Origin of the sequence: Streptomyces sp. NPDC058470 (assembly GCF_042721055.1) — a bacterium.
GTDB lineage: Bacteria > Actinomycetota > Actinomycetes > Streptomycetales > Streptomycetaceae > Streptomyces.
This window is the reverse complement of record NZ_JBHXMF010000074.1, coordinates 24435-41845: the sequence shown is the minus strand read 5'-3', so window position 1 is coordinate 41845 and position 17411 is coordinate 24435. Positions and strand designations below refer to the sequence as shown.

The following is a 17411-nucleotide window of genomic DNA, read 5'->3' as shown; positions in this document are numbered from 1 at the left end:
GTCCTGTCGTCACATTCCCGTCTGCCTCGCGACGCCATCCGGGCGACGACGGGAAGGTGAGGACAGGACCTAGGGAAGCTGAGCCGGCGCGGAACCAGGCGTCGCGGCGGGCCTGTTCCGTGCGGAGGAACGGAGGGCGGCGAGCAGGTCCGCGAGGCCACCGGGTGCCCGTCCGCGCAGTCGCGCCGCGGTACGGACGGGGTGCCGATCGGTACGGGCGATGCGATGGCCCTGCGAAGTCAGCCGGGCTACGAGGTCACGGTCCTCACCAGTGGGTAGCGCGGCGAAACCGCCCGCCCGCAGGTAGGCGGCGGCCGAGAGCCCCAGGTTCGCCCCGTGGACGTGCGGGTGGTCCCACGGCTCCCCCGCCTCGGCGGGCCGGGTTCGGAAGTAGTCGGCGTCATGCAGGGCGGCCAGTCGTCGCGATGCCCTGGCCAGCAGGATGATGCCCAGCACAACGTCGTACCCTTGCCGCGCCCAACTGATCTGGTCGGTGAGCCAGGTGTCGGGCACGGTCGTGTCGGCGTCCGTCATCGCCAGCCAGACACGCGGGCCGCTGTCCGCAAGAAGGTGCAGTGCGTAGGCGGTTGCGGCGGCGCGCGCGGCTCCGACGCTGCGGCTTTCGATCTGCACCACATGGGCTCCGGCACGCGCGGCGATGACCGCTGTGGCGTCCGTGCAGGCGTCCGCTGCCACCACCGTCACGACGGGGAGTGGCGCTGCTTGTGCCGCCGCGCGCCGCACGCTACGCAGACAGGCGCCGATACGGTGCTCTTCGTTGTGCGCGGGCACGACGACGGCGACTGCCGCGGGAATCACGCCAGGCCCTCCGCCCGGGCCGGGGAGAGAACAGGGCCGCCTTCCCGACTGTGCTCGTGGACGGTGAGAGTGAAGTCGGGGTCGTCGTAGCGGGCCAGTCGGTTCAGGTCCGCCAGGGCGTCGAGGTGGTCCGCGATGTCCCGGCCCGTGCAGGTGTGTTCGGCAACGGGATGGTTCCAGTGCACCGTGACCAGATGGCCACCCGCACTCAAGGTCTCGATGCTCCGGCGCAGCAGCCGCGTACGCGTGCTTTCGTCGAAGTAGTAGAGCAGTTCCGAGAGGACAACGAGCTCGAACCGCTCCTCGGGCCACTGCTCGGGAACGGCCATCTGCCGGACTGTGACATGGTCCATCCCGCGCGTGCGCCGGGCGGTCGTCGCCACGGCCGAGGCGATGCGGTCGGTGGAGAGCAACTGGTCGCAGCGTGTGGCCAGCAGGTTGGTCAGCACGCCCACCGAGCAGCCCGGTTCGAAGGCCTGCTGATAGCGCGGACGAGGCAGAGCGGCGACGGTCAGGTCGTACTTCCGGCGGTCGTACCAGCGATCCGCCAGGTGCCAGGGGTCGGCGGCGTCGGCGTACTGGCCCTCGAAGTAGGTGGCGGGTGTGTTCAACGGATCACCGTTTCGAATGTGCGGGTGTGGTGGGCCATCTCCCCTGGCGGCAGGACGGGCGCGATTCCGGGGCCGCGCGCTTCGAGCTGGCTGGCGAATCGCGCCAGAGCCGCCTTCTTGCGTTCCAGTGCCGCTGGGGAGAGCGGCAGGACGCCGACCCGCCGCCAGGGCACCCGAGGGTCTTGAGGGCGCGCCCAGTGCCACATCCACACCGGGAAGGACCACAGCGCGGTGTTCGTCGTTCGGCAGGCGCGGCGAGCCGCGCGTCCGGCGGCCTCGTGGTCGCTGTGCAGGTCGCCGTCCCACGGCGCCAAGCACACGTTCGCCTCCACCTCGGACAGGAGGTCGGCGATCGCTGTGGCCGCTGCGTCCTCGTGCTGGTCCAGCGCCGTGTCCGGCAGGCCGGTGTGCAGGGGTGCGCGGAGCGAACCGAGTTCGCTCAGCGCCGCGGCGAGTTCGCAGCGGCGCAGAGCGGCCAACGCGTCGCGCGCCGACGCGTCGTTGTCGCCGTGCGAGGCCTCCCCATCGGTCAGGCAGACCGTATGCACAGCGGCACCTGTGCTCACGAGGGCTGCCATGGTGCCTCCGAAGCCCAGGACCTCATCGTCGGGATGGGCCGCCACGACCACGACGGGTCCCACGGGAAGATCCAGATGAGGAAGGCGTTCGGGCAGCCGTGCTGCGAGCCAGCGTTCCTCCGCGGTGCCCGGTGCGTCGATCTCCGCAGCGGCGGCGTCCCGCTCCTCCGCGGAGAGGGAACCGCGCGACGACCTCATCGCGCGGTCTCCTGGGCACCCTTACGGATCGCGTGCCCCAGCTCCGCGAGGTTGCCCTCGGCATGGTGCTGCCGGATGTAGACGGTCAGATCCGCCACCGCGCGAGCATGTCGTTCGTCATGGCAGAGTGGGCCGGCACCCATGGCCCGCCCGGTGTGGCCGAGGACCTCGGTACACACCTTCTCGACCAATGCCCTGACCCGCAGACCACGCACCCGGGCCTGCGTGTGCTTGTCGAGGGGATCGGCGTCGATGTCCTCGGCAGCCTGGCGCACCACCGTGTCCGCGGTGCTGAGCAGCACGTCCACCGCACCCAGGTGGGCGGCCGCATGGTCGTTCAGGCGCCCCGCGTCGGAGCGCTCGTACAGCGGTGCGGCGACCGCGTGGGCGCCGCCGAGCCAGCATGCCGCCACCCCCACCCCGCCGTGCAGAAAACCGGGCCGCTCCACATAGGCCCCGGGCTCGCCCACGGCGCGGGCGGGCACATCGGTGAAGGACACGTCCAGGCTGTCGCTGTCGGCCATGCCGACCGCCGGCCATGTCCCGGGCACCGGCGCCACGCCGGGGTGGTCCAGTGCCACAGCGAAGAGGCGATACCCGTCGTCCGCCTCCGCGGTCACGAGAGCGTGGGTACAACTGCGGGCTCCGGAGCAGTACGGCTTGACGCCGCTCAGCCTCCATCCTTCCCCGGTGCGCGTTGCGTTCACGACAGGGCTCGGCGGCCGTGCCGCCCACACTCCCCAGCGCGCGCCCCGCTCAGGCGGGGAGCCGTCGACTTCGTGGAGGATCGCAACGGCGTCCAGATGTCCCTCGGCCAGACGCGCGAGCGACAGGTCGCGGCGTCCCAGAGCTGCGAGAACGGCGAATCTGCGGCTCGTCGACCGGCCCGGCAGAGGTACGGCGGGGGCCTCCCGTTCGACGAATCCGGCGAACAGCTCGGACGTTCTCCCTGCACCGTCGGACGAGACGCCTGAATCGGCGACATCGGTAGACGTGATCACCTCTGGCTCCTTCGGCTGCGACAGATCCAAACACGCGCCCGTGTGTCCCATGACGGCCACCGCAAACTCTGCGCACGCGGTATCCAGCGTCACCCGGGCAGTCTCTGCGCGCATCTTCGTCCCCAGGGCTGCTGTCACCACGCTCTGCGTCCCGCACGCACAGGTGACGCCGTTGCGTCACTCGTCGTGTGCCTCATCGTCTTGTGGGTACACGCCCGGCTCCACACACCGAACCCAGGAGCCGCCCGTGAGCCCGCGCCCCCGCAACGTTTTCGTCGTCGGTCTCGACGAGGCCAATCTGCGGACCCTGCAGGCTGTCCCCCGCGCCGAAGAGCTGCGTTTCCATCGCCTCCTGACCATCCAGCAACTCCAGCACGGCGAGGTGGCCGTACCGGACCTGATCGACCGGGCCCGGCGCGTACTGGACGGCTTCGACGGACCGATCGACGCGATCGTCGGCTACTGGGACTTCCCGGTGAGCACGCTCGTCGCGCTGCTCGGAAAGGAATACGGGACGCGTGCCACCAGTCTGGAGTCGGTGGTCAAGTGCGAACACAAGTACTGGAGCCGTCTCGTGCAGCAGGAGGTCGCCACGGAGCATCCACGCTTCGGCCGGGTGGATCTCGACGCGGCCGACCCGCGGCCGCCGGAGGGTGTGCGCTTCCCGATGTGGCTCAAGCCCGCGCTGTCGTACTCCTCCGAACTCGCCTACGGGGTGGGGGACATGGAGGAGTTCCACACGGCCGTGGAGCACATCGGCCAAGGCATCCAGCGCGTCGGCCGCCCCTTCGAGTTCATCCTGAACCAGCTCGACCTGCCGCAGGAGATGGCCGGGGTCGGCGGCCAGGTCTGCCTCGCCGAAGAGACGCTCAACGGTGTCCAGGTCGCGGTCGAAGGGTACGAGCACGACGGCGAGATCACCGTGTACGGCGTCCTCGACTCGATCAACTACCCGGATTCCACCAGCTTCCTGCGCCACCAGTACCCCTCGGCCCTGCCGGATCCGGTGCAGCAGCGCCTGCGCGAGGTGTCGAGCCGGGTCATGCGACGCATCGGCTGGCGGCAGGCGACCTTCAGCATCGAGTTCTTCTACGATCCGGCCACCGACGCGATCGCGATCCTGGAGATCAACCCCCGCCACTCCCAGGCGCACGCGGAACTCTTCGCCTACGTCGACGGCGTGCCCAACCACCACTGCATGCTCGCCCTCGCCCTGGGCCAGGATCCGGCCATGCCGTTCCGGCAGGGCCCGTACGCCCTGGCCGCCAAGTGGTACTACCGCTGGTTCACCGACGGGGTCGTGCGCGAGGTGCCGCCGCCCGAGGAACTGGCCCGCATCGAGAAGGAGATACCCGGCGTCCGGATCGATGTCGTGCCCGACGAGGGACAACGCCTGTCGGACATCGACCAGCAGGACAGTTACAGCTACGAGGTGGCGCACATCTTCACCGGCGGTGCCGACGAGCAGGAACTGCGCGAGAAGTACGACCGCTGCGTCGCCGCACTACGACTCGCCTTCGACCACACGACCGACCGTACGGCCTGAGAGACGCATGCGATACATCGAGAACCTCCCCCACACCATCAAGCAGGAGGACCACGTCAGGATCCCGATGCCGGACGGCGTCCACCTCTCGGCACGCATCTGGCGCCCGGTGTCCTGCGACGACTCCCCCGTCCCGGCGATCCTGGAATACATCCCCTACCGCAAGGGCGATCTGAGTTCGGTCCGCGACTCCATCCACCACCCCTACATCGCCGGGCACGGCTACGCGTGTGTCCGCGTCGACCTGCGCGGTACCGGTGACTCCGAGGGCGTACTCACCGACGAGTATCTGGAAATCGAGCAGAGCGACGCCGAGGCGGTACTCGACTGGCTGGCCGCGCAGCCCTGGTGCGACGGCACGACCGGGATGATGGGCATTTCCTGGGGCGCGTTCGCGGCGCTGCAGGTGGCCGCTCGGCACCCCGCGAGTCTGCGGGCCATCGTCATCTCCTCGTTCACCGACGACCGCTACGCCGACGACATGCACTACATGGGTGGCGCGATGCTGTCCGACAACCTCGCCGAAGCGGGCACCATGTTCGCCTACGCCACGTGCCCGCCGGACCCGTCCGCCGTCGGCGACCGCTGGCGCGAGATGTGGCACGAGCGTCTGGACGCCGTCGAACCGTGGGTCCTGAACTGGCTGCGCCACCAGCGCCGCGACAGCTACTGGCGGCGCGCGTCGGTGTGCGAGGACTACACCGCCCTGCGTTGCCCCGTCCTTGCCTCCAGCGGCTGGGCCGACGGCTACTCCAACGCGGTGACCCGCCTGCTCGCCCACCTGGACGTGCCGCGCAAGGGGCTGATCGGCCCCTGGTCCCACAAGTACCCGCACCTGGGCGAGCCCGGACCCGCCATCGGCTATCTCCAAGAGGTGGTGCGCTGGTGGGACCACTGGCTGAAGGGCGCGGACAACGGGGCGATGGAGGGTCCGATGCTCCGGGCCTGGATGCAGGAGAGCGTGCCGCCCTCCACCTCGTACGAGGATCGCCCCGGCCGCTGGGTCGGCGAGCTCACGTGGCCCTCGCGGCACGTTCACGACACCGCGTACGCGCTGCGCTCCCGCCACCTCACCGCCGAGAACGGGGCCTCCTACGACGCGGGGAGCCAGACGGTACGGTCGCCGCTGTCCGTGGGCCAGTTCGCCGGAAAGTGGGCCTCCTACAACGCCCCGCCGGACCTGCCCTATGACCAGCGTGAGGAGGACGGCGGCTCCCTGGTCTACGAGACCGAGCCGCTGACGGACCGGCTGGAGATCCTCGGGGCCCCGCGCGTGGAACTGGAGGTGAGCGCTGACCAGCCCGTGGCCATGGTGGCTGCCCGTCTGTCGGACGTGGCCCCGGACGGCAGCGCCACCCGGGTCACGTACGGCGTCCTCAACCTCACCCGCCGGGACAGCACGGACGAGCCCGCCCCCTTGGAACCGGGCCGTCGCCACCGGGCCACGCTCCACCTGAACGGCGTGGCGCAGGCCTTCCCGCCGGGCCACCGCATAAGGCTTTCCCTGTCCACGTCGTATTGGCCGTTGGCCTGGCCACCTCCGCGGCCCACGCTCCTGACCGTGCACGAACAGCCGTGCCGCCTCCTCCTGCCGGTCCGCCCTGCGGCCGAGCCGGACACCTCGGCCCCCTTCGAGGCTCCCGAGGGCACAGCCCCCATCACCACGACACAAATGACGCCGCCCGAGCAGCGCTGGGAGGTCACCCGCGACCTGATCGACTACGGCGCGGCGTTGAACATCGTCAAGGACCGCGGCACGGTCCACTTCGACGCGATGGACCTGGACGTCGGCTGCCGCGCCCACGAGCGGTACACCTCGGTCGCCGACGACTTCACCTCACCGGCCGGTGAGGTGACGTGGACCATGGGTTTTCGGCGCAAGGACTGGGACGTACAGGTCCGTACGAGCACGACGTTGACCTGCGACGCCGAGGAATTCCACGTCAACGCCACCCTGGACGCCTACGAGGGCGGTCAACGCGTCGCCTCCCGCACCTGGAACGAGTCGATCCCCAGGGACGCGCTGTAGACCGTGCATGCGCAGCCGCTCGGACACGACGCAGCTCGCTCAAGGGAACAGCGCCACCGAGCCTGATCGGGCAACGCGGCCGACATCGCCAGCGGGTGAGCCGACGACGCGGGGGCTTCGACGGCGGGCCGCCCGCGGAGCCGCCTCGGCCGAGGGACGGCAGGCTGCCCGCGGAGCTCTCTCGGCCGAGGGACGGCGGCCTCCCGCCGGGGACGCCGTCTCAGCCCGCGCCCGGCAGCCGGACGGCGAGGATGCCGTCCGCGTCGGTCCTGGTTTCGAAGCATGGCTGCGGCGCGATCGCGGGACCGCGCACCACGGTGCCGTCGGACAGCCGGAACACACTGCCGTGCCAGGGGCACGACACACAGCCGTCGGCGATGTCGCCCTCGGACAGCGGTCCCGACAGGTGGCTGCACCGGTCGGCGAGCACGTTGACCGTACCGTCCTCATCGCGAACCAACAGCAGGGGCACTTCCCCGAGCAGGTGCCGCTCGGGCTTTCCGGGCTTCAGGTCGCTCACCGGACCCAGCCGGTGCCAGCCGGGCTCCACCAAGTGAGGAACGGGCTCCGTCTTGTTGGCTCCCGCGGCTTGCCGGTAGGCGAGATGGCCACCGACGAACCCGCCGACGCCCGCACAGGCCAAACCGCCGAGCCCAAGCACCCGGCCGGCCATCGGGCGTCGCCCGCGCACGGCGAACGACGCGCCGAACAGCGAAACGGCTCCGGCGTTGGCAGCGGCGTGCACAAGGCCGGTGCGCAGCTGCTGTTCATGCTGCTCTGCCCAATCCGTCCAGCCGGCCAACGCGGCGGGAAGCGCCGTCAGCGTGCCCAGGCCGACAAGGACACGAGCCGGCCGGCCCGCGCCGGGCACGAAATCCAGGACGGCAGACGACAGCCAGGCGCCCATCGGCACCTGCACCAGTGCCGGATGGAGCGGATGGCCGAGCTGGCGGCCATGGAGCACATCGCGAAGCGAGGCGAGTGGGAGGGCCCGCACGGCCTTCTGCAGGGGCGTCACGACACGGTCGAGGGCCTCGGCGTTCTCCACCCGCTCAAGCGCACCGAGGCAGGAACGCAACAGACGGGGTACGAAAGCGGCCGCGCGGGTGGTCGGCGTCGGGGAGCTCGGGCCAGTTGTCATGGCTGACGATTCTCCCGGTCCGCGCGCGGCAAACCCGAACATCTCGGGTACGGGAGCCGGCGGGTTCCCCACAACGGCCCGCACGCCTTCGGCCTACCGCCACTTCGGCACTGCCGCGCGGCCTCCTTGCGCGACACGGACCTGCGCGGCGTGCACCCGCGTTCCCGGACCCCCGCGATGCCGTACGCCCCTGACCGGTTCACGCGGGCTCGACCGCGCGCGCCGGCTCGACATTCCGGTCATCTACGTCAACGACAACTTCGGGCAGTGGCGGTCCCATCACGGCGAGATCCTGGAGACCGCCCTGCAGGGACCGCACGCCGACCTCGTACGGTCCTTCGCACCCGACGACGCCTCGCTCTTCGTCGTCAAGGCACGGCACTCCGCCCTTCTACGAGACTCCGCTCAGCTATCTGCTGGCCCAGCAGGGTGTCGAACACGTCGTGCTGTGCGGGCAGGTCACCGAGCAGTGTGTGCTGTACTCGGCCCTCGACGCGCACATCCGCCATCTGAGGGTGCCGGTGGCCCGCGACGCAGTGGCCCACATCCATCCGGACCTGGCCGAGGCCGCCCTGCGGATGAGGGAACGCAACATGGGAGCGCGTATCTCGACCGCGGACGACGTTCGGTTCTGAGCACCGGCGCCTCGTCCCGGGCTTACCCGTCGGCGGTCGTCGGCTCCGGCACGGGTGCGATCCGGGCGGTGAACCCGCCCTCGTGCGAGGCAGACGTCCGCTCCGGCCGGGTGCTCACCTCGTGGCCGGGCCTGCGCACCGACATCCGCAACGCGGGCGGCACCCGGGTCGACGAGCAGGTACAGGTCTGCGACCACGGCCTACAACCCTGACCGGCGGCCGCAAGCCGAGCGTTCGGTGCGGGACCATGGGTCGGACGGCGCGCAGAGACCGGCGGCCGACACTTGACGCTCACCGAGTTCGAGCACCAGGTCGTGCCGCTGTCCCGCGTCCAGCACAAGGTCGAAGGTGAACTGCGCTCCCGTGGAGCCGACCTCGGAGCACGAGACGTCGCCGCCGCCAGTCCAGCGCGGGTGCAGGTCGCCCACTCGCGCGGTCCACACGCCGCAATCGTCGCGTCGTGCCTCGCGCAGGGACTGCGTGCCGTACGCGCCAAGTGGGGGGAGGACCACGCGGACCCGGGCCGGTCCCTCCGCCGCCCGCCCGCGCCGCAGCAGGACGGCCCGGCCCCGATCCCCCGGAAAGGCCGGTGCTTCCCGGCTCTCCACGATCCCGTCCTCTGTGGCCCAGCGGCTGCGCCGGATCAGGGAGCCCTCCTCGTCGTGTCCGCCGGGCACGAAGCGGCCCCTCGGTGTGACGGCGCAGAGGCCGGCTCCGGCGATGAGGGGGTGGAAAAGACCGCGTCACCGTGCCGGCGGGGTGCGCGCGGCCGGCAGGTCTCTCCGCGCGGGCCGGCCAGTGCCCCGCGCTCGCCGTCCGCGAGGAAGGCGTAGTCGTGCAGCGCCTGCGGCGGGCAGGCGTCGTGCTCGGCGGTTTCCGGCGTGTTCATCCTGGCTCCGTTGCTGTCCGTGCCTACCCGGTCCGGTACTTCTCCGCCTGTTCGGCGCGGAGGGTCAAACCGTGGCCGGGTTCGCCGTCGGCACCTGGGCGGATGCTGCCGCCCTGCGGGGCGAGGGTTCCATCGAAGAAGAGGTCCTCGATGCGCACGTGATCGTGGAACCACTCCAGATGGCGCAGGTTGGGGATCGCGGCCGCCGCGTGCGCGTGAACGTGCGGGGCGCAGTGGCCGGAGAGTTCCAGTCCGGCGGCTTCCGCGAGGGCTGCCGCGCGCAGCCAGACGGTGATTCCGCCGCAGCGGGTGGCGTCGGCCTGCAGACAGTCCACCGCTCCGGCGCCGAGCATGTGCCCGAAGTAGGCGAGGGTGTAGCCGTACTCTCCGGCGGTCACCTCTGGTGCGACGGCTGCCCGGATCTGTGCCAGCCCGGCCACATCGTCCGAGGAAACGGGCTCCTCGAACCACGTCACACCGTGCGCGTCGAGGTGTCGGCCCATCCGGATCGCCTGTTTGCGGGTGTATGCGCCGTTGGCGTCGACGTAGAGGTCCGACACGTCGCCGATGCTCCGGCGGGCCTGGGTGATCCGTTCGCGATCTCGCTGCTCGGCCCGGCCCCAGGACTCCCCGATCTTGATCTTCACCCGGGGAATGCCCTGTTCTTCGGCCCAGCGGCGTAGTTGACGATCCAGCTGGTGCTCGTCGTACGTCGTGAAGCCGCCGCTTCCGTACACGGGCACGTGGGTGCGGCTCGCGCCGAACAGCCGTGTCAGGGGCAGGTCGAGCAAGCGGGCCTTCAGGTCCCACAGGGCGATGTCGACGGCCGAGACGGCGCCGGCGACCAGTCCGGGCCGGCCGACGTTGCGGACCGCCCTGTTCATCGCCTCGTTGGCGGCGGGGACGTCCCAGGCGCACCGGCCGGTCACGACGTCGGCAAGTTGCTGCTCGACGACATGGGCGGTCGCCGCCGCGCCGTAGTTGTACCCGAGTCCTGTGGCGCCGCCCCCGCGGACCTGGACCACGATCATGGTGGTCGAGTCCCAGGCCAGCGTGCCGTCGCCCTCAGGTGCGTCGGTGGGGACCGTGTACACGGCGGTCTCGATCCCGTCGACGAGCGGTTCGCTTCCCCGTGCGGTGCGCGGGGCCATCAGTTCTCCCGGCTCTCCTCGGTACCGGGCTTGTCCTGGCGCTGCTTGCTCCCGGGGAGCATTTCCTGCACCTTTGCCTTCAGTCCCTGCCGGATCATGCCGACCCGGTCGCTGTCGCCCTTGGCGACGGCGGAGGCCGCGGCCTCGATCTGGTCGAGACTGGCGTGCGGCGGGATCGGCGGCACGGCGGGGTCGGTCCGGAAGTCGATGACGAACGGCCGGTCGGCGCCGAGCGCCCGCTGCCACGCGTCCTCCACCTCTCCCGGCTTCTCCACCCGCACCCCGCCGAGGCCGATCGAGCGGGCGAAGTCGGCGTACGGCACGTCCGGGAGCGCCTGGGAGGGCAGGAACTGCGGCGCGCCGGACATGGCGCGCATCTCCCAGGTGACCTGGTTGAGGTCCTGGTTGTTCAGGACGGCGATGACCAGCCGCGGGTCCTGCCACTCGGGCCAGTACTTCGCGGCGGTGATGAGTTCGGCCATGCCGTTCATCTGCATGGCTCCGTCGCCGACGATCGCGAGAGCCGGCCGGTCGGGGTGGGCGAACTTGGCGCCGATGACGTACGGCACGCCGGGACCCATGGTGGCGAGCGTGCCGGAGAGGGAGCCGCGCATGTTTCCGCGCATGCGCAGGTGCCGTGCATACCAGTTGGCCGCGGAGCCGGAGTCGGCGGCCAGGATCACGTCGTCCGGCAGGAGAGCGTCCAGGCTGTGTACGACGTACTCGGGGTTGACCGGGTCCGCGTCAACGGCCGCACGGCGCTCCATGACCTCCCACCAGCGAGCCGTGTCCTTCTCGATCTTCTTGCGCCACTTGCCGTGCTTCTTCCGCTTCAGCTGCGGCAGCAGGGCCCTGAGCGTCTCCTGCGCGTCACCGACGAGGTTGACCTCGAAGGGGTAACGCAGCCCGACCATGAAGGGGTCGATGTCGATCTGCACGGCGCGGGCCTGGCCGAACTCCGGCAGAAACTGCGTGTACGGGAAGCTTGAGCCGATGACGAGCAGGGTGTCGCAGTCCTGCATCAGCTCGTAGGAGGGACGGGTGCCGAGCAGGCCGATCGAACCGGTCACGTACGGCAGATCGTCCGACAGGGCGTCCTTGCCCAGCAGGGCCTTGGCCACCCCGGCGCCGAGCACGTCGGCGATCTCCTCCACCTCGGCCCGTGCACCGCGCGCGCCCTGTCCGATCAGGATCGCGACCTTCTCGCCCGCATCCAGCACCTCGGCGGCGCGCGCGAGGTCCACCCCGGCCGGGACCGGCGCGGAGTGTGTCAGGCCGAGGCTGGACGGCACCATCTTGAAGGCGTGGGTCGGCGCGGAGTAGTCCAGTTCCTGCACGTCGGCGGGGATGATGACCGCGGTCACCGTGCGCTTGGCGTACGCGGTGCGCATGGCGCGGTCGATGACGTTGGGCAGCTGTTCAGGGACGGTCACCATCTCGCAGTACTCGGAGGCGACGTCCTTGTACAGGCTCAGCAGGTCGACTTCCTGCTGGTAGGAGCCGCCCATGGCGCTGCGGTTGGTCTGTCCGACGATCGCGACGACCGGAACGTGGTCGAGCTTCGCGTCGTAGAGACCGTTGAGGAGGTGGATCGCCCCGGGGCCCGAAGTCGCGGCGCAGACGCCGACCTTGCCGGAGAACTTCGCGTATCCGACGGCCTCGAATGCGGACATCTCCTCGTGCCGCGACTGGACGAACTTCGGCTTGTTGTCGGATCGCCCCCAGGCGGCGAGGAGGCCGTTGATGCCGTCGCCGGCGTAGGCGAAGACGTGGTCGACGTCCCATTCACGGAGCCGCTGGAGAACGTAGTCGGACACCTTGATGGACACGGGAATTCCTTTCATCGCGCTGATTGTCGATTGCGGAGCCGAGAGGCCCCGGCCGCCACCGCTCCGAGGAGAGCGGCTGCTGCGCCCGCGGCCAGCAGGCGACCGTCACGGGCGGAACCCTCGGGCCGGTCCGCGAGCTTCTCGGGGTGGTCGGCGGGCAGGTGTTGTTCGTCCGTGGCGAGTGCCAGGGCCTCGGCCAGGTGCAGCGCGCGTCGGCCGACGTCGCCCTGTTCGATCTGGGTGCGGCAGCTGAAACCGTCCGCGAGGACCAGCGCACTGGGGGCGGTCTCCCGCACGGCGGGCAGCACCCCTTGCTCCGCCACCGCCATGGACAGGCCGTAATGGCCCCGTTCGAAGCCGAAGTTGCCGGCCAGGCCGCAGCAGCCGGCGTCCAGAACGCGGGCGTCGATCCCGGCGCGCCGCATCAGTTCGCGGTCGGCGTCGTCCTTCGTCACCGCGTGCTGGTGGCAGTGGGTCTGCACGGTCGCCGACCTGGTGAGCGACGGGGGCCGCCAGCCTTCCGGAGCGTGGTTGAGGAGTTGCTCGGCGAAAGTCCGAAACTGCCCGGCCAGTCGTTGGACGTCCTGGTCGTCGGGCATCAACTCGGGTGCGTCGGCGCGGAAGACGGCCGTACAGGACGGTTCGAGGCCCACGACGGGTGTGCCGGCCTCCAGCCAGGGCCGCAGCACGTCGAGCGCACGGCGCAACACCCGTTCGGCTGTGGCGAGTTGGCCGGTAGAGATCCAGGTGAGACCGCAGCACACGGCCCGGGTCGGCACGGCGACATTGAATCCGGCGGACTCCAGGACCCGGACCGCGGACTTGGCGACGTTGGGGTGGAAGTAGGTACTGAAGGTGTCCGGCCACAGCAGGACGGTGCGCGGGTCCGCCGGATCGGGTTCCGCGCTCCTCCGCGCCTGCCACCACTGAATGAAGGACTCCTCGGCGAAGACCGGCGCATCGCGCTCCGCGGCCACGCCGGCGAGGCGCTTGCCCAGGCCGGCGACGCCTGGAGCGGCGAGCGCGGCGTTGACCAGTCGTGGTACCGGCCGGGACAGCCGCGCCCACACCGGCAGCCAGCCCATGGAGTAGTGCGCCGCCGGCCGCAGCCGTCCCTCGTAGTGGTGGGAGAGGAACTCGGCCTTGTAGGTCGCCATGTCCACGCCGACGGGGCAGTCGGACTTGCAGCCCTTGCAGGCCAGGCAGAGGTCCAGGGCGTCGCGGACCTCGGTGGAGCGCCAGCCGTCGGTGATGGCGGAGTCCGCGTGCCCGTCGAGCATCTCGAACAGCAGGCGGGCCCGCCCGCGGGTGGAGTGTTCCTCCTCGCCGGTCGCCCGGTAGGAGGGACACATCACGCCACCCTCGTGCGTACGGCAGTTGCCGATGCCGACGCAGCGCAGCACCGCCCGGTCGAAGGAGTGGTCGTCGTCCGGATAACTGAAGTGCGTGTCGTGGCTGTGCGGGCGCCACAGGGGTCCCAGGCGCAGGTTCTCGTCCACGCGGTAGGGGGCCACGACCTTGCCGGGATTCATCCGGTTGTCCGGGTCGAACAGGGCTTTCACCTGCCCGAAGGCGGCCACCACGTCCTCCCCGAACATCCGGGGCAGCAGCTCGCCGCGTGCCTGCCCGTCGCCGTGCTCACCGGAGAGCGAACCTCCGTAGGAGGCCACCAGGTCCGCGGCCCGGAAGAGGAACTCCCGGAAGTTCGCGACGCCTTCGGCGGTGGTGAGTTCGAAGGGGATACGGGTGTGTACGCAGCCCTGTCCGAAGTGCCCGTACAGGGAGGGGTGTTCGTAGCCGAAGGCGGCGAAGAGCTTCTTCAGGTCGCGCAGATAGTCGCCGAGCACCTCGGGCGCAACGGCCGAGTCCTCCCAACCTTCCCAGGTCTCCCGGCCGTCGGGCGGCCGTGCGGTGACCCCGAGGCCGGCCTCGCGGGCCTTGAGCATCTGGTGTTCGCGCGCCGGGTCCTCGGAGAACGCCACAGTCGGATCGTCTTCGCCGCGTCCGAGCGCCCGGATCAACTGGTGTCCCTGCTCGTCGACTTCGTCCTGGCTGTCCCCGGTGAACTGGACCAGGAGCCAGCTCTCGCCTTCCGGGAGCTCGTGCAGCGAGTCGAGATAGGCGCCTTCCTCGCGCATCAACTGGGCCATCCGCCCGTCGAGGGCCTCCAGTTGCGTCGGGCTGCTGTGTTTCAGCAGCCGTGGCACGTCGTCGGCGGCCGTGCAGATGTCGTCGTAGCCGAGGACGAGGAGGGCTTCGTGCGGCGGGAGCGGCACCACGTCCAGTTCGGCGCGCAGGACGGTCACGAGGGTGCCCTCGCTGCCCACGAGTGCCCGGGCGACGTCGAATCCGTTCTCGGGCAGCAGCGAGTCCAGGTTGTATCCGGAGACCCTCCGCGGGATACGGGGGAACCCGCGCCGTACGTCTGCCATGGTGCGGTCGATGATCTGCCGCAGCCCCTGATGGATCTCGGCCCGCCGGCCGCCGTCGGCGAGGATCTCGTCGTACTCGTCGTCGGAGGTGGGACCGACCCAGCACCTCGTGCCGTCGTAGGTCAGGATCTCCAGGCGCCGGACGTTGTCCACGGTCTTGCCGTACGCCTGGGCTGATCCGCCGCACGAGTTGTTGCCGATCATGCCGCCGAGGGAGCAGTGGCTGTGGGTGGACGGTTTGGGTCCGAACTGGAGCCCATGGTCGGACAGTTGGCGGTTGAGTTCGTCCAGCACGATGCCCGGTTCCACCACGCACGTGCGCTGGGCGGCGTCGATCGACAGCACCTTGTTGCAGTATTTCGTCCAGTCGATGACCACAGCGGTGTTGGTGCACTGGCCGCCCAGGCTCGTCCCGCCCCCTCGGGAGAGCACCGGCGCCCCGAAATCGGCGCACACCGCCACCGCGTCGGCGCCGGCCTCGATCGTGCGCGGGACCACCACCCCGATCGGCACCTGCCGGTAGTTCGAGCCGTCCGTCGCATAGGCGCCCCGGCTGCCCGCGTCGAACCGCACCTCGGCGTCGGCCCGCGCGCGGAGCGCCTTCTCCAGGGCACGCGTGTCCAGCACCGTCTCCGATCCATGTGCCTCGACCACCATCGACTCCCCTCTACGGACGCCCCGACGCCGCTCGGATGCCGTGCGACGGGTTCCCGGTGATCGTGGGGGCTAACGTGCGGTCGCGGTGGATCGGATGGGTTGCACGAGTCACCGCGCCGGCTTCCTGGCCTTGGCGAACTCGATGAGGAAGGCTTCGCAGAACGCCTTCAGGTCGTCGGGCCTGCGACTGGTGATCAGCGTGTTGGGACCGTGGCCGCAGATACGTACCTGTTCGTCGACCCAGGTCCCGCCCGCGTTGCGGATGTCCGTGCGCAGACTCGGCCACGAGGTCAGCGTGCGGCCCGAGACCACGTCCGCCTCGACCAGCGTCCACGGAGCGTGGCAGATCGCGGCGACCGGACGGCCCAGGTCGAAGAAGGCACGTACGAACGACACGGCGTCCTCGTCGGTGCGCAGCAGGTCGGGATTGGCGACCCCGCCCGGGAGGACAAGGCCGTCGAACGTCTCGGCCGACGCCTCGCGCACCACCAGCTGCACGGGAAACACGTCTGCCTTGTCCAGATGGTCGAACGCCTGGATCTGCCCCGGCTCCGTCGACACGAGGACCGGCTCGTGTCCCTGTTCGGTGGCCGCCTGCCACGGCTCGGTCAGTTCGATCTGCTCGACGCCTTCGGGCGCCATCAGGAATGCGATGCGCATGGTGATCGATCTCCTTGTGCGGTTTGCCCTGTGGTCTGGTCCTGGGCCGGTTTTCCACCTGTTCCGGCCGCCCGGCGGCAGCGCAGCAGCTCCTCCCCGTACGGCAGCAGCACACACACGCCGATCCCGGCGGCGATGACCGCGAGATGTCCGCGCGACAGTGGTCGTCGGCGCGGCACGAACCGCCAGCCACTCGGGTCCGAACGCCCGCCGTTCAGAAGGCACTCGACCTGATCGCTGTGCGGGCACATCAGGGTGGTGAGCGCGCGAAGGGCAGGGATTCGAGAAAGCTGTGGATGTGCTGCTCGATCCGGGTGCGCCGGTGCATCACCCCGTCGGCCAGGCCCGGCATGAACCAGCCGGGAAGGGGCCCGTACAGGAGGTAGTGGGTCGTCGCGTCGCCGACGTCGGTTCCCGAACGCGGGACGGCGATCCCTGCGACCCGGCTGCGTTGGCCACTCATGCCTTCGCCTCCCAGTAGAGGATCTGTTCGGCCGGTCCCGTGAAGGTGTGGAGCGAGGTCACACGGTTCTCCCCGGCGTTCGAGCGTTCGAACGTGCGAGTCGGGCGAAGGCTGGACGGCGCGGCGATCTCGATCTCCCGCACCACGTCCACGTGAGTACCCAAGGTCACCAGGCCGTCACCGCCAGCAGCGGCGGCACCAGCCCGCGGCGCTTGGCCCGGATCTTCAGGCATGGCTATCGCGTACCCGAGGACGGGACGCCGACACAGAGGTTTGTCCCCTCACGCCGAGGACACCCGTATTCCGCCACCGTGCACCTTTCCGGAGAAGGACATGCCATGGCAGTGCTCGCCGTGCTCATCCCGCCCCTGATGCTCGGCCTGCTGCTGGCACTGGGCAGATACGAGGAACTGCTGCTCCCGGAGCAGGACACCGCCCGACCGGCACCGGCCGTCGCCCCGACCGAGCCCGTCCCGACAGGGAGTCCCGCACCCTCACCCCGAATCCCTGCCCCGTCGATCGCACACGGCTCTCCCCAGCTTCTCGACGCCAGCTCCCCCCAGCTTCTCGACACCGGCTCTCCCCAGCTTCTCGACACCGGCCCGCCTCAGGTTCTTCGGCGACATGACACAGAGCAGCACCGCCGAGCAGCCCGGCATCTCGCAGAGGCGCGTCGCCCGTCCGATCAGCCGCTGCTGCGACCGACTGCGTGATCAGGTGATGCAGAGCGCGACCTGAGACCCCCTGCGCGCCACCCGCCATCTCGTGACCG

General features: G+C 70.3%; 14 protein-coding genes and 3 pseudogenes. 5 read left to right on the top strand and 12 right to left on the bottom strand.

Going from position 1 to position 17411, the window contains the following annotated elements; genetic code table 11:
- Window positions 1–69 precede the first annotated feature (69 nt).
- The 4 genes from ACFWP7_RS37280 to ACFWP7_RS37265 are packed head-to-tail and all read right to left on the bottom strand — an operon-like array spanning window position 70 to window position 3207.
- Window positions 70–819, bottom strand: coding sequence for a glycosyltransferase (locus ACFWP7_RS37280; RefSeq protein ID WP_384391245.1), 750 nt, complete (start codon window positions 817–819; stop codon window positions 70–72).
- The gene (locus tag ACFWP7_RS37275) at window positions 816–1430 is read right to left on the bottom strand and encodes an SAM-dependent methyltransferase (RefSeq protein WP_384391243.1); all 615 of its coding nucleotides are present in this window, start codon (window positions 1428–1430) and stop codon (window positions 816–818) included. Before ACFWP7_RS37275 ends, ACFWP7_RS37280 begins: the two co-directional genes overlap by 4 nt.
- Entirely contained in the window at window positions 1427–2206 is a 780-nt protein-coding gene (locus tag ACFWP7_RS37270) for a PIG-L deacetylase family protein (protein WP_384391240.1), read from the bottom strand. The genes ACFWP7_RS37275 and ACFWP7_RS37270 overlap by 4 nt, the downstream gene beginning before the upstream one ends.
- Window positions 2203–3207, bottom strand: coding sequence for an acyl-CoA dehydrogenase (locus tag ACFWP7_RS37265; RefSeq protein WP_384391237.1), 1005 nt, complete (start codon window positions 3205–3207; stop codon window positions 2203–2205). The genes ACFWP7_RS37270 and ACFWP7_RS37265 overlap by 4 nt, the downstream gene beginning before the upstream one ends.
- Before the next feature lie 247 nt (window positions 3208–3454).
- Between ACFWP7_RS37265 and ACFWP7_RS37260 the strand changes: the two genes are divergently transcribed.
- A complete protein-coding gene (locus tag ACFWP7_RS37260; RefSeq protein ID WP_384391234.1) occupies window positions 3455–4753 on the top strand; it encodes an acetyl-CoA carboxylase biotin carboxylase subunit family protein in 1299 nt (432 codons plus the stop codon).
- Window positions 4754–4760: 7 nt separating this feature from the next.
- Complete coding sequence (locus ACFWP7_RS37255) at window positions 4761–6782, top strand: CocE/NonD family hydrolase (protein ID WP_384391232.1); 2022 nt, start codon at window positions 4761–4763, stop codon at window positions 6780–6782.
- A gap of 220 nt (window positions 6783–7002) precedes the next feature.
- Here the strand turns inward: ACFWP7_RS37255 and ACFWP7_RS37250 are convergent, their stop codons facing one another.
- Entirely contained in the window at window positions 7003–7830 is an 828-nt protein-coding gene (locus ACFWP7_RS37250) for a Rieske 2Fe-2S domain-containing protein (protein WP_384391229.1), read from the bottom strand.
- 133 nt (window positions 7831–7963) lie between these two features.
- Between ACFWP7_RS37250 and ACFWP7_RS37245 the strand changes: the two are divergent.
- Window positions 7964–8558 (top strand): annotated as a pseudogene (locus ACFWP7_RS37245) (isochorismatase family cysteine hydrolase).
- An 86-nt stretch (window positions 8559–8644) separates the two neighbouring features.
- Window positions 8645–8758, top strand: a pseudogene (locus tag ACFWP7_RS37240) (protease); the annotation flags it as partial.
- Here the strand turns inward: ACFWP7_RS37240 and ACFWP7_RS37235 are convergent.
- The 7 genes from ACFWP7_RS37235 to ACFWP7_RS37205 form a co-directional block, all read right to left on the bottom strand.
- Window positions 8759–9235 (bottom strand): hypothetical protein, encoded by a 477-nt coding sequence (locus ACFWP7_RS37235; protein WP_384391226.1) that lies wholly within the window; start codon window positions 9233–9235, stop codon window positions 8759–8761.
- A gap of 235 nt (window positions 9236–9470) precedes the next feature.
- Window positions 9471–10598 (bottom strand): enolase C-terminal domain-like protein, encoded by a 1128-nt coding sequence (locus tag ACFWP7_RS37230; RefSeq protein ID WP_384391223.1) that lies wholly within the window; start codon window positions 10596–10598, stop codon window positions 9471–9473.
- A complete protein-coding gene (locus tag ACFWP7_RS37225) occupies window positions 10598–12442 on the bottom strand; it encodes a thiamine pyrophosphate-requiring protein (RefSeq protein ID WP_384391220.1) in 1845 nt (614 codons plus the stop codon). The genes ACFWP7_RS37230 and ACFWP7_RS37225 overlap by 1 nt, the downstream gene beginning before the upstream one ends.
- Window positions 12439–15516, bottom strand: coding sequence for an FAD-binding and (Fe-S)-binding domain-containing protein (locus ACFWP7_RS37220; RefSeq protein ID WP_384391218.1), 3078 nt, complete (start codon window positions 15514–15516; stop codon window positions 12439–12441). Before ACFWP7_RS37220 ends, ACFWP7_RS37225 begins: the two co-directional genes overlap by 4 nt.
- Before the next feature lie 108 nt (window positions 15517–15624).
- A complete protein-coding gene (locus ACFWP7_RS37215; protein WP_384391215.1) occupies window positions 15625–16176 on the bottom strand; it encodes a type 1 glutamine amidotransferase domain-containing protein in 552 nt (183 codons plus the stop codon).
- A 250-nt stretch (window positions 16177–16426) separates the two neighbouring features.
- Entirely contained in the window at window positions 16427–16639 is a 213-nt protein-coding gene (locus ACFWP7_RS37210; protein WP_384391213.1) for a hypothetical protein, read from the bottom strand.
- Complete coding sequence (locus ACFWP7_RS37205) at window positions 16636–16809, bottom strand: hypothetical protein (protein ID WP_384391210.1); 174 nt, start codon at window positions 16807–16809, stop codon at window positions 16636–16638. Before ACFWP7_RS37205 ends, ACFWP7_RS37210 begins: the two co-directional genes overlap by 4 nt.
- Before the next feature lie 436 nt (window positions 16810–17245).
- Between ACFWP7_RS37205 and ACFWP7_RS37200 the strand changes: the two are divergent.
- A pseudogene (locus tag ACFWP7_RS37200) lies at window positions 17246–17377 on the top strand (sigma factor-like helix-turn-helix DNA-binding protein); the annotation flags it as partial.
- Between the last annotated feature and the right edge of the window lie 34 nt (window positions 17378–17411).

What these genes read in the sequence shown, in the direction of transcription:
- ACFWP7_RS37270 (WP_384391240.1), bottom strand. Translation starts at nt 2,206, where the DNA reads ATGAGGTCGTCGCGCGGTTCCCTCTCCGCGGAGGAGCGGGACGCCGCC.
- ACFWP7_RS37255 (WP_384391232.1), top strand. Translation starts at nt 4,761, where the DNA reads ATGCGATACATCGAGAACCTCCCCCACACCATCAAGCAGGAGGACCAC.
- ACFWP7_RS37230 (WP_384391223.1), bottom strand. Translation starts at nt 10,598, where the DNA reads ATGGCCCCGCGCACCGCACGGGGAAGCGAACCGCTCGTCGACGGGATC.
- ACFWP7_RS37225 (WP_384391220.1), bottom strand. Translation starts at nt 12,442, where the DNA reads ATGAAAGGAATTCCCGTGTCCATCAAGGTGTCCGACTACGTTCTCCAG.
- ACFWP7_RS37220 (WP_384391218.1), bottom strand. Translation starts at nt 15,516, where the DNA reads ATGGTGGTCGAGGCACATGGATCGGAGACGGTGCTGGACACGCGTGCC.
- ACFWP7_RS37215 (WP_384391215.1), bottom strand. Translation starts at nt 16,176, where the DNA reads ATGCGCATCGCATTCCTGATGGCGCCCGAAGGCGTCGAGCAGATCGAA.
- ACFWP7_RS37210 (WP_384391213.1), bottom strand. Translation starts at nt 16,639, where the DNA reads ATGAGTGGCCAACGCAGCCGGGTCGCAGGGATCGCCGTCCCGCGTTCG.